Genomic DNA, 12,623 nt, shown 5'->3' on the forward strand with positions numbered 1-12,623 from the left:
TTGCAATATGACAGACCCAATTTTTAAACAATTTGTAATTATTTTACCTGAGATAATGCTGACCTTACTAGCTTTGTTTACTCAGACATATGCAGTGTTATTTAGTACAAAAACTAAAACCATTAGCAATACTCAGATATTACTATCGGCAATATTACTTATTGTCGCTTTTCAACAGTTGCAGTATCTTGCTTTACAAGGTTCAGGTAATGGTATAATAGCTTTTCGTAATTCTTTTGTCGTTAATCATTTTACTGTTGGTTTTAAATTCTTTGTTTTATTATTTTCAATAATGACTATGATGATTTATCAGGCATATTGTAAAATCACTAAGGAGGAGTTTAAAACAGAATTTATAACCTTAGTGCTACTTTCTACTGTTGGTGTTTTTATTACTATATCAGCCCGTAATTTTTTACTTTTATTTGTTGCTATGGAGTTACAGGCACTGGTAGCCTATGTATTAGCTGGCTTTAATCTGAATAATATTAAAGCATCAGAAGGAGCGTTAAAATATTTTATTCTTGGGTCTTTGATTAGCTGCCTAACGTTATTTGGCATTTCCTTTATTTATGGATTTGGCGGTAGTTTAGATTATAGTAATATTTTTCAGAAATTGAATCATTCACCGCAGCCAAATATTGGTTTAATAGTGGGTTTAGTGCTTTTTTTAAGTGCTATCTTATTTAAATTATCAGCTGCTCCTTTGCATAGTTGGACGTTAGATGTATATGAAGGGTCTCCCATTCCTTCAATTACCTATTTCTCTGCTGCCACAAAAATTGGTAATGTGGTGGTATTATTAAATATAATGACTATGGTAATTGGAGATTATAAGCAAATTTCAGTTGATCTAATAAAAATCACTGCGATTTTGTCCATGCTTATTGGGGCAGCTGGTGCTATTAGACAAACCTCCCTCAAAAGGCTAATGGGTTACAGCACTATTCTAAATATAGGCTATGTTTTAATGGCTATTTCTTTTCATACTCCTTACGGTGATAGAGTAGCATTACTATATATGGTTATTTATGCTGCTTCTGTCACTGGCTTTTTTGCTTGCCTAATTACTCTGCTAGGTAAAAAATCAGATTCAGCAACTTTTGATGATATTAAAGGTCTTGCTTCTACCCGTAAAGCGTTAGCTGCTGGGATTGCGATTATCATGTTCTCTATGATAGGCATTCCACCACTGGCAGGATTTCTTGCGAAATACAGCGTTTTCTATCAGGCTATTATAGAGAAACAATTTACTCTAGCATTTATAGCTATTGGCACAAGTGTTGTAGCGGCTTATTATTACCTGAAAATAGTTAGGTCTATGTATTTTTTTGAGGTGGATAAAAGTTTGAAACTAGTTTTAGTACCAACACCTAAGAGCTTAAAATTTATATGCTATTTGATTATTGGAGTTTTATTGCTTCTGTGTGTTTTTATCTAACCACTTTTTGATACTATGGATGGTTTATAGCTATGTCATGGCAGAAAAAATATAATCTACTAATTTTTGATGAAATAGATAGCACCAGCTGTGAAGCTGTTAGAATGGCTAAGACTTGTCCTGATGGTAGTTATGTAATATTGGCAAAAAATCAGACAAAATCGCGTGGAAGAAATAGTAAAATTTGGCATTCTAGTTTAGGGAATTTGCATGTTAGTATATTATTAAATCATAAGATTAATCTTAGCTATATTCCGCAATTATCTTTTGTTATGGCTATTGTTGTTTATAAAACTATCAATTCTTTGTCCGTTAGATCAGAAAATTCTATTAAATTAAAATGGCCCAATGATGTTTTGATAAATGACAAGAAAGTATCAGGTATATTGCTTGAGTCTATTAGTATAAATGATAATAATTATCTCATTATAGGTGTTGGCATCAACGTTAAGGGAAGCCCTTTAAATATTGATCAATTGGCAACCAATTTATCCGATGAGAATATAGAAGTAAAAGATCTAGAATATTTATTAGAGCTTCTCATGATTAACTTTGAAAAATATTTTAGTAGATGGAAACAAGAAGGGTTTAGTAAAATAAGACAATATTGGCTTAAAAGAGCTTATAAGTTAGGTAAGATGGTTACTGTAAATGATGGAAACACAAAAATTTCAGGAATTTTTAAAGACATAGATGAGAACGGGAGTATAAGGATTCAGCTTGCCTCAGGGCAGGATTATTGCGTTAATTATGCTACGGAAATAATTTATTAATCCCTAATTCGCGTTGATAGACGAAGATTAAAATTATGAAGTGCTAGGAGTCGAAGGGTCGAGGAGCGGAGCGTACATTTAGTACGTAAGCACCGAATATCCCTGAAGACGACAACGCAATTCTTGATTTTAATCGAGTATATTAACTGATATTTTTTTGATAAAACTCTATAGCCTTGTTTAAATCCTCTATTGTATCAACAGAGATAGGAATATTGTTAACATAACATACCCCTATGGACATGTTATTTTGTAATGCTCTTAGTTGTTCAAGTTTTTCGCTTAATTCTAAAGTTGAAACAGGTAAGTTTATGAATTTAGTTAATGCTTCTTTGCGAAACCCATACATTCCTACATGATATAGAAATTCTTCTGCACCGTGTGGAATGAGATTACGAGAGAAATACAAAGCCTTATCATTATGGTCAGTAATAACTTTGACATTACTATGACCATTTACGGCGTCTATACCGACTTTTACTACTGGGGTCATAATATCATGGCTACTAGATTTTAGGTTTTCAATAACTTTGATAATTGATTCCGGCTCAATAAAAGGCATATCACCCTGTACATTCAGGATATAATTAATATGGTGATTGTTAGGGATTAGCTGAAACGCTTGGTATACACGTTCGGTACCAGTTTGACATTCTTGGCTTGTCATAATGAATTGTCCATCACAATCAGTAACTTTTTTAGCTATAATTTCTGAATCAGTTGCCACATAAATATTTTTTAGTTTGGTTGAATATACTTGCCTAATAACATGCTCAATTATGGATATTCCTCCTATAAGTTGCAGAGGTTTCTTGAGAAGTCTTACGGAATCAAGTCTTGAAGGGATAATAATTGCAACATCAGAATGCATAAGCTACCATATTAAAGATATTTATCAAAATAATTGTTGACATGATAGGCTTTTTAAACGATAAAGTAAAGCTTATTAGACAGGTTCTTGAGAGACAATTTGTCTTTAAGTACTATTGTTTAGGGCTCGTAGCTCAGCAGGTAGAGCACTTGACTTTTAATCAGGTTGTCCCGGGTTCGAATCCCGGCGAGCCCACCACTTTAGGGTACTTAAAACCATAAACATATTTGCGTATGTTGGGTTTATAATCCTAAGTGAAGCCAGCTAAAAAAGTATATCTGATGCATGACACTGCTAACACTTGAAATGCTAAGGGTATTAATGGGTTTGTAGCTCAGCTGGTTAGAGCACACGCCTGATAAGCGTGAGGTCGGAAGTTCAAGTCTTCTCAAACCCACCATTCGTAAGTATTCTTTATGAATCTTGAGAATATAATTCCACAATTAAGCCGTAATAAGTTAGCTATTTACTGGCTTGGAAATGGTATATTTTCGCTTGCTCTTGCTGGGGTGTATTCAATAATATTGGTAATGCTCCGCACTCCAATGTTAGTTAACTTATTTTCAAATACAGAAATTTTTCGATCAGCTTTGGTTATTCATGTTAATTTATCAATCCTAGTTTGGTTGATGTCAGTTACAGCATGTGTTTGGAGCTATAATCTAGAGGCAACGACTCCCAGCATAACATGTGTAATAATAGCATTTATTTCTACTGCACTAATAGCTTTATCACCATTTTGTGGTCAAAATTTTCCTGTAATGAACAATTACATACCAATGCTGGAGAATATAATATTTATTCTCGGAATTAGTTTGTTTGGTGTATCTGTATTGTTATTTGCCTTATATACATTATGGAACTGTTGCAAAATATCTTACTTTAACTCCCTCATTAATTTTACTATTCTTTCTACCGTAATAATGTGGGTGTTAGTATGGGTATGTTTTATTTGGTCTTATTGCCAGTTACAAGAAATTATTAAACTTGTACCAGTCGATATAGAATTTTACTATGAATTGCTTTTTTGGAGTGGCGGGCATTTATTACAGTTTATTTACACGCAAATTTTGATATTAGTAATGATAGTGTTATTCCATGTTTGGATAGGTAAGGAATTAAGATTAAAAAAGCTGTACCTTGCACTATTATATTTAAATTTTGTTATAAGTGTTGCAGCTATTAGTGGACATTTATTATATGATATTATAGATGCTGAATTCAAAGAATACTATACTAAACAAATGAAATATGGTGGTGGGATAGCAGCAACTTTGTCTTTGATAATAATGTTTTATGAGGTGAAGTGGTATCATTCCCGCATAGGAGGGAATGACATTAACCCTAGTAAGGACATCAGGGAGGTTCAAATGCGTTTGGTGAAGACAACCATAATTTGTTCCAATATATTATTTCTGTTTGGAGGATTTATTGGTATATTAATTATAGGTATGAATGTTACTATTCCTGCCCACTACCATGGTTCAATTGTTGGGATTAGTGTAGCTTGTATGGGTTTCTGCTTTTTTCTATGTGACGATAAACAGCAGAAGAACTCATATTTTACAACAGCAATTATAACGATAACTACAGGGCAGATGTTACATATTATAGCTCTTCTTTTTGCTGGTGGGTACGGGGTGATGCGAAAAACACCAGGGGTAGAAATGACTATTGGCAGTAAATTATTAATGGGTGTAATGGGTGGTGGTGGGCTGATTGCTATTGTTGGTGGCTTGATGTTTGTTATTATTTGTGGTAGAAGAATCTTGTTTAAGTAATTGGAATAAAAATAATGGACTTGAAAAAACCTACTACAGAAGAAGCCAAAGAGGCAGTTAAAACTTTATTACGATTTATTGGTGAAGATCCAAATAGGGAAGGGCTACTAAAAACTCCTGATAGAGTAATAAAAACTTACCAAGAAGTGTTTTCTGGGTATGATAGAGATGTGGAAGAAATATTAACGACTAAATTTTACGATACTTGTAATTTTCAGGATTTCATAGTGTTAAAAGACATACATTTTAATTCATTTTGTGAACATCATATGTTACCGATAACTGGTACGGTAAATATAGCTTATATACCTGATAATTGTATAATAGGTATCAGCAAGCTCGCTAGGATAGTTGATGTTTTTGCTAGGAGACTACAGATTCAAGAAAAGATGACTGTACAAATTGCTGAAACATTACAGAAATATATTAAGCCCCTAGGTGTTGCGGTTAAGATTTCTGCATTACATAGCTGTATGACTCTTAGAGGAGTTATGCAAAATGATAGTATTATGAATACTATGCATTATACAGGTATATATATAGAGCAGCAGAAATATCGCCACGAATTCCTAAATATTATTTCCAAAAAATAATCCAAGGTAAACTTTATGTTACTATCAAAATATTTTTTACCTGTGCTGAAGGAAGAACCAGTGGAGGCACAAGTGGTTTCTCATCGGTTGATGCTTAGAAGCGGTATGATAAGACAGCAATCTGCTGGGATTTATAGCTGGTTGCCGATAGGCTTAAAAGCCCTTAAAAATGTTGAAAATATCGTTCGACTTAATATGAACAAGGTAGGGGCTATTGAAATATTAATGCCTTGTATTCAACCAGCATCTTTATGGGTGGAATCTGGAAGATTTGAGAATTATGGCAAAGAAATGCTAAAATTCCAAGATCGCCATGATAATACGTTATTGTTTGGACCTACTAATGAAGACATGGTGACTGATATTTTTAGAAATAATATTCAGTCCTATAAGGATTTGCCAAAAAACTTATATCATATTCAATGGAAATTTAGGGATGAAATTAGACCTCGCTTTGGGGTTATGCGTGGTAGAGAATTCTTAATGAAAGATGCATATACTTTTGATATAGATCAAATAAGTGCTGTAAAAACCTATAATCAGATGTATCTAGCCTATATGCAAACATTTCGTGATATGGGTTTAACTGTAATTCCAGTACTTGCTGATAATGGTCCAATTGGTGGCAATTTAAGCCACGAGTTCCATATTCTTGCTGATAATGGTGAGAGTACAATTTTTTATGATAAAAAATTCCTATCTTTAACAGATCAGGAAAGTTTAGATATTGAAAAATTACAAACCTTATATGCAGCAGCAGAAGAAAAACATGATCCTGATAAATGCCTGTTATCAGAACATGACCTTGCCAGTAGTAAGGGTATTGAAGTTGGGCATATTTTTTATATTGGCATAAAATATGCCGAAGCCATGAATGCTTTAGTAAATAGTAATAAGGGTAATCTTGTGCCAGTGGAAATGAGTTCTTACGGTATTGGTATTTCAAGACTTTTAGCTGCCATAATCGAATCAAGTCATGATGATAAAGGGATTATATGGCCTACAAATATTGCTCCTTTTATGGTATCAATATTAAATTTGAACATACTTGATAGCAAATGCAATGAACTATCACAAAATCTATATGATAAACTTGTGGCAAGTAAAATAGAAGTATTATACGATGATACCAATGAAAGAGCCGGTAGCAAATTTGCCACGCATGATCTTATAGGATCACCATACCAAATAATCATTGGTCCTAAAAAAGCTGAAAATAATGTGGTCGAACTAAAAGATCGTAGGACTGGAAAAATGGAAGAATTAGATGTGGGTGCTGTTATTGATAGAATATTTAGGTAAAAATATCATATACTGCTCGTAAATGAAGAGTTGGTAGACGATAGTATAACTTCAAGAAGAGCTAGGCAGTAGCAAAGTCGAGCTGCTAGGCGTACATTAGTACGTGAGCAGCGGAGATATTTAGACACGACAACGCCAATTCTTGAAGTTCTACCTGAGTATACATGAGGTTCATAATGAAAAAGAGTATTAGTGGACAATAAAAATTTGTTATATTTTATATTATAGATATTAAAGGTAGCGGGTCTAATGTCACACATATTAGTAAAGCGTTGGTTGGTGGTATGCTGCTGCATGGTAATATTTATGATTTTTTTAGGAGGTCTCACTAGGCTTACTGATGCTGGTTTATCAATTGTTGAATGGAAACCGGTTTCAGGTATCGTTCCCCCGCTGGGTAATGCTGACTGGCAGGATGAATTTGCTAAATATCAACAATCTGTCGAATATAAGCAAAAAAATACTAATATGACTCTTTCAGAGTTTAAATTTATTTTTTGGCTTGAATTTATTCACCGTTTTGCTGGCAGAGTAACAGGTTTGTTGTATCTAGTACCATTACTATATTTTTTTGTACGTGGACGGATTGATACAAGGTTACTGCCTGTATATTTGGCGATATCGTTATTATTTGCAGTCCAAGGATTTATGGGCTGGTATATGGTGAAAAGTGGTCTAATTTTGCAACCATATGTCAGTCATTTCCGTTTAGCTTGTCATTTGGTTATTGCAGTTATTATCTATAATTTACTGTTCTATCAGCTGATGAAAAATAGTTTTGATATTTTACTAGTTGAACGGTCAATAAGTTTAAATTTAGCAAAATTCTTTTGTATATTCACTATTATTATAGTTTATATACAGATTTTTTTAGGTGGTCTAGTTGCAGGTCTTGATGCAGGGCTTGTATATAATAGCTTTCCGTTAATGGGGAATAGTTTTATACCTCAAGAAATAGCTTTTAAACTATTGAGTAGAGATAGTTTAAGTGATGCTGTTTTTGTTCAGTTTATCCATAGAATTGGAGCGTATATTGTTTGTACTAGTGTTGGTTTGTTAGTGTTGAGTCTAATAAAAACCAAGCATCCTAAATTAAACAAAGTTGCTTATTATATTGTTGGTGTGCTGATATTACAAATGTTAGCTGGCATAATTACTATTTTATATTCAGTACCTATATTAATGGCCTTAGTGCATCAGATTTTTGCTATTATACTATTATCATGTATATTATGGGGGTATTTTTTGTTAAAGAGTAGCTAGTGGCAATATTAAATGTAGATATAGAACTACCTTGTAGGTTGGATCGTTACTTGAAGAAATTATATCCTAGCTTTACCCAAGGGATGGTTGAGCGTGCCTTAAGGTTTAAACAGATAATGGTTAATTCTTGTAAGGTAGCGGCAAATTTGCGAATAAAGGCTGGGGATCAAATTTTTATAGAGGATAGTTTAAATTTAGAACCTAAAAAAGTTTCTGATAAGATTTTTTCTAGTTCTGCAGTTATACTAGCCGGTAAGTTAATGAAGGATTACCTAGTTTATCAGGATGAGTGGCTTATAGGAATTAATAAGCCAGTAGGTCTTGCAACCCAAGGTGGTAGTAAAATAAGCCTATCTATAGATGATGCACTACAATATTTAAATAGCCAAGGGGCAGATTTAAAACTAGTACATAGGTTAGATAAAGATACTTCAGGTATATTACTAATCGCTAAAAATTATGCGAGTAGTATAAAATTAGTGAAAGCCTTTAAGGAAAAGAATATTCAGAAAACCTATATTGCAGTAGTTTTAGGTAACCTTCCGCAACATGAAGGAGAAATTAGTGGTATGATAGGGAAGAATAGGGGAGGGGCGTATGAGACTGTACAAAATGATGAAGAACATGGCAAATTAGCCATAACTTGCTATAAATTGCTGAAAAACTTAAATAATGGTTTGACTCTAGTTGAGTTCACTCCTCTTACTGGCAGAATGCATCAACTCCGATTTCATGCGAAAATGCTGGGTTGTCCCATAATAGGTGACACAAAATATGGTACTCAAGAAGCCATGGCTTTATCCAAGGAAATGTTATTACATGCCAAAAGAATAATCTTACCGGAGAAAATATTTGCTAAAGAAATAATAATTAATATAGATTTACCGGGATATTTTTACCCACATCTCTTTATTTCCGCTTGAGCTGCGGCAATCCTGGCTATAGGAATGCGGTATGGTGAACAGGATATATAATGCAAACCAATTTTATGAAAAAACTCTATAGAATCAGGATTGCCCGCATGTTCTCCGCATACGCCAAGTTTTAATGTAGGATTGTTTTTTAACCCACGTTTTATAGCAATTTCTATTAACTCCCCTACCCCTTCCTCATCTAATTTACTAAAAGGATCAAATGCAAAGATTTTTTTCTCCAAATAATCCGGGAAAAATGATGCTACATCATCTCGAGAAATTCCATAAGTTGTTTGCGTTAAATCATTGGTACCAAAGCTAAAGTAATCTACCTGCTTGGCAATTTCTCCAGCTTTTAAAGCAGCTCTTGGTAGTTCGATCATAGTACCAAGAGTAAAATCAAACTTACATTGGTTAGTATTCTCCATGTCAATGATCACATCTTGTATATGTATCTTTAAAGCTTTTAGCTCATTAACGTCACTGATTAAAGGAATCATTAACTCTAGAACAATATTTATATTCTCTTCAATCTGCAATTCTCTGATAGCAGTAAGAATTGCCATTATTTGCATTTGATAAATTTCAGGATAAGAAATACCAAGGCGACATCCTCTATGTCCAAGCATAGGATTCACTTCATATAGTGCGTGCAAACGTTGTTCCACAACAGCTAAAGGTAGATTCATAACATCTGCTAAGTTTCTTTTATCAATCTCTGTTGTTGGCAAAAATTCATGTAAAGGAGGGTCAAGCAGTCTTATATTTACGGCTTTACTATGCATAATTCGAAATAATGCCTTAAAATCTCGAATTTGCAAGGGCAATAATTTATTTATTGCATGTTTTCTCCGTTCTATATCAGGAGCAATTATCATTTCTCGTACTAATGGAATTTTATCAGGGTCAAAAAACATATGTTCTGTTCTACATAGTCCAATTCCACACGCCCCAAATTTCATGGAAACACCAGCGTCTAAAATAGTTTCAGCATTGGCTCTAACTTTTAAAGTAGCAAATTCATCTGCCCAATCTAAAATTGTTTGAAATTCCTTAGTAAAACTAGGTTGAATAAGTGGTACTTCCCCTAAAAAAATTTTTCCTGTTCCACCATCTATAGTTATTAAGTCACCATAATTAATGATAGTTTCCCCTATTTTAAAGAGCTGTTTTTTTTCATCTATTACCACATCACTTGCCCCGCAAACACATGGTTTTCCTAATCCTCTAGCGACTACAGCCGCATGTGATGTCATTCCGCCTCTAGCTGTAAGAATACCGGCTGAAACATACATACCATTTATATCTTCAGGACTAGTATCATGGCGTACCAAAATTACTTTATGGTGATGCGACATTTTCTCGGCATCATATGGAGAAAAAACTACTATACCAGTGGCAGCCCCAGGAGATGCTGGCAGTCCTTTAGCAATGGGGCTTAGAGTATTGCTATAATCAATAGCCGTGTGCAAAAGCTGAGTTAGAGATTCCGGATCTAGACACATTATTGCTTGTTGTTTAGTAATCAGTCCTTCTTGTACCATATCCGTGGCAATTTTAATACTGGCTAAAGCTGTTCTTTTAGCAGTACGTGTTTGCAAGACATAGAACTTACCGTTTTCCACGGTGAATTCTATATCTTGTATATCCAAGTAATGTAGTTCTAACTTCTTACAAATTTTTTGTAATTGATCAAATATTTGTGGCATAACTGTTTGCATTGAGCAATCAGGAATATGATCGTTTGACATAATAGGGCTTGGGGTTCTTGTCCCTGACACTACATCTTCACCTTGGGCGTTTACTAGATATTCACCAAAAAGCTTATTTTCACCAGTTGCAGGGCAACGTGAAAATACTACTCCTGTTGCAGAATTATTGTTTTGATTACCAAAAACCATTGACTGTACATTAATCGCTGTACCCCAATCATTGGGTATATTATGTAGCTTTCTATAAGTTATTGCTCTATCACTTGTCCAAGATTTTAATACGGCTTTTATTGATTCTTCTAGTTGTGTATATGGATCAAAAAACGATTCACCACAATGATTAAAGATTATCTTTTTAAACTCTTCAACTATTATTCTTAGGAAACCCCCAGTAATTTCGTTCTCTTGATAAATATTACATTTGCTCTTATGCATTTCAAATGCATTCTTAAATAATCCGTTTGAAACGGATAATACTGTTGATCCGTACATTTCTAAGAATCTTCGGTAGCTGTCAAGAGCAAAAATTTCATTTCCAGTACTGGATAGCACATCGCAAACTTGATCATTATACCCAAGATTAAGTATAGTATCCATCATGCCGGGCATAGAAGCTCTTGAGCCTGAACGGACGGATAGTAGTAGTGGATTTTTATGATCCCCAAAAATCTTACCAGTAGTATTTTCTAAATTTTTAACAGCTACCGCTAAGTCCTTATTAAAATTTTCAGGCAAATTGTAATTATTTTTATAAAAATAATTACAAAGTTCTGTAGTAATAGTAAAACCATCGGGAATAGGTAAATTTAAGTTAGACATCTCAGCAAGACCAGCTCCTTTACTACCAAGTATGTCTTTCATTTGGGCATTGCCTTCCCCGCCGTTAGTACCAAAATAATAGATCCATTTGTTCATAAATACCGAAACAATTTTTAAGATAATTATTATATAATATGGCTAGATAAGCTGCAATGTTTAAATGCCCTGTACTAGAATATATCTCATAACTCAAGTCTCCCAAGTTTCTTCCCTCACTCTCTTGATTTCTAGTTGATCAAATTTTGTGCCGCTTAATAAGGATTCATTAAAATAAATTTTCTTTCTCTTAACTTCTTATTTTCTCTTAATCCGAAATTTGGATTTTCAGATTATATCAGGAGTATCACCAATAACGTTGCTTAATACTTTTTCTTCTTCATAGCCTTTTAAATCTAAAGCATGAATAATCCCTTGAGCTTGCTCAGGTTTTAAGAATTTTAGATTTAATGCTGTATCAATATTTATATCAAGAAAAGTATTCATATACTCATTAGCATCATTAATAATAGAGTTTATACTCTCATCATTGTTATTCTGCATTTCTGTTTTTAATTTTAATAAAACATTTTTTACGTTTTCATTCAGTGCAGGATCATTTATTAATTTCTCAATATTACTAGTGCTAATGTTGTGCTTTAAGAACTGGTTGACAAAATAATCATTGTTGCATTTTTCACAAATTATTTTGGATAACTGTTCGGAACTAAAATGAAATTGTTGTTTATCTTTATAATATCCCCAATCTTCCTCATTAGGATTTAAGCTAAATATTTCTATGTTTAGATTTGCTGTAGTAAATACACATAATTGCTTCCAAAAGTTATCTACAAATGAATCAAAGCTTTGATAAGATATTTCACCTGAATTTGGATCAAAAAAATGCAATATTTTATTTGCATCTAAATATAAAGCAGTTGCATGTTGATCACTAAAAGTGTTAAGAGAAATTAGTTTTTGAGGTTGTATTAACTCTTCAATCTTTTGTCTAAAAGCTTCTTTTGTAAGCTTTTTATAACTATGTGAAAATATTTTTTTATGTCATTTATTTTCTTTTGTCCCCCCTCCCCTGTAGTATAATACTCAAGTAAAGCCATATTTTGTAAATGTGGTTCTTTACTATGGAGAGAAGATGCCTTAGTCTTTATTGTACTTAT

10 protein-coding genes and 2 tRNA genes are annotated in these 12,623 nt (G+C 33.3%); 9 read left to right on the top strand and 3 right to left on the bottom strand.

The window, feature by feature from the left end; translation table 11 throughout:
- Positions 1 to 7 precede the first annotated feature (7 nt).
- Complete coding sequence (gene nuoN, locus AAHN00_RS12050; RefSeq protein ID WP_342271399.1) at positions 8 to 1,441, top strand: NADH-quinone oxidoreductase subunit NuoN; 1,434 nt, start codon at positions 8 to 10, stop codon at positions 1,439 to 1,441.
- Between the two features lie 32 nt (positions 1,442 to 1,473).
- Positions 1,474 to 2,214: a biotin--[acetyl-CoA-carboxylase] ligase gene (locus tag AAHN00_RS12055; protein ID WP_342271400.1), complete on the top strand. Its 741-nt coding sequence runs from the start codon at positions 1,474 to 1,476 to the stop codon at positions 2,212 to 2,214.
- Between the two features lie 142 nt (positions 2,215 to 2,356).
- Here AAHN00_RS12055 and AAHN00_RS12060 read toward each other — a convergent pair whose 3' ends face one another.
- Positions 2,357 to 3,085, bottom strand: coding sequence for a 3-deoxy-manno-octulosonate cytidylyltransferase (locus AAHN00_RS12060; protein WP_342271401.1), 729 nt, complete (start codon positions 3,083 to 3,085; stop codon positions 2,357 to 2,359).
- A 122-nt stretch (positions 3,086 to 3,207) separates the two neighbouring features.
- Between AAHN00_RS12060 and AAHN00_RS12065 the strand changes: the two genes are divergently transcribed.
- The 7 genes from AAHN00_RS12065 (at position 3,208) to AAHN00_RS12095 (ending at position 8,947) form a co-directional block, all read left to right on the top strand.
- Positions 3,208 to 3,283, top strand: a tRNA-Lys gene (locus tag AAHN00_RS12065).
- 125 nt (positions 3,284 to 3,408) lie between these two features.
- Positions 3,409 to 3,485: transfer RNA gene (locus AAHN00_RS12070), tRNA-Ile, on the top strand.
- A gap of 16 nt (positions 3,486 to 3,501) precedes the next feature.
- The gene (locus tag AAHN00_RS12075) at positions 3,502 to 4,866 is read left to right on the top strand and encodes a hypothetical protein (RefSeq protein WP_342271402.1); all 1,365 of its coding nucleotides are present in this window, start codon (positions 3,502 to 3,504) and stop codon (positions 4,864 to 4,866) included.
- Positions 4,867 to 4,886: 20 nt separating this feature from the next.
- A complete protein-coding gene (gene folE / locus AAHN00_RS12080; RefSeq protein ID WP_341756012.1) occupies positions 4,887 to 5,459 on the top strand; it encodes a GTP cyclohydrolase I FolE in 573 nt (190 codons plus the stop codon).
- Positions 5,460 to 5,474: 15 nt separating this feature from the next.
- Positions 5,475 to 6,761, top strand: a complete 1,287-nt coding sequence (gene proS, locus AAHN00_RS12085; protein ID WP_342271403.1) for a proline--tRNA ligase — start codon at positions 5,475 to 5,477, stop codon at positions 6,759 to 6,761.
- Positions 6,762 to 7,010: 249 nt separating this feature from the next.
- Complete coding sequence (locus AAHN00_RS12090; RefSeq protein ID WP_342271404.1) at positions 7,011 to 8,024, top strand: COX15/CtaA family protein; 1,014 nt, start codon at positions 7,011 to 7,013, stop codon at positions 8,022 to 8,024.
- A 5-nt stretch (positions 8,025 to 8,029) separates the two neighbouring features.
- Complete coding sequence (locus AAHN00_RS12095) at positions 8,030 to 8,947, top strand: RluA family pseudouridine synthase (protein ID WP_410521456.1); 918 nt, start codon at positions 8,030 to 8,032, stop codon at positions 8,945 to 8,947.
- Here the strand turns inward: AAHN00_RS12095 and ppdK are convergent.
- Together ppdK and AAHN00_RS12105 are read right to left on the bottom strand one after the other, a co-directional pair.
- Entirely contained in the window at positions 8,920 to 11,565 is a 2,646-nt protein-coding gene (ppdK, locus tag AAHN00_RS12100) for a pyruvate, phosphate dikinase (protein ID WP_342271406.1), read from the bottom strand. The genes AAHN00_RS12095 and ppdK overlap by 28 nt on opposite strands.
- A gap of 228 nt (positions 11,566 to 11,793) precedes the next feature.
- Entirely contained in the window at positions 11,794 to 12,498 is a 705-nt protein-coding gene (locus AAHN00_RS12105) for a YopT-type cysteine protease domain-containing protein (RefSeq protein WP_342272670.1), read from the bottom strand.
- Positions 12,499 to 12,623: the final 125 nt, after the last annotated feature.

This window comes from Candidatus Tisiphia endosymbiont of Parasteatoda lunata (assembly GCF_964030955.1).
GTDB lineage: Bacteria > Pseudomonadota > Alphaproteobacteria > Rickettsiales > Rickettsiaceae > Tisiphia.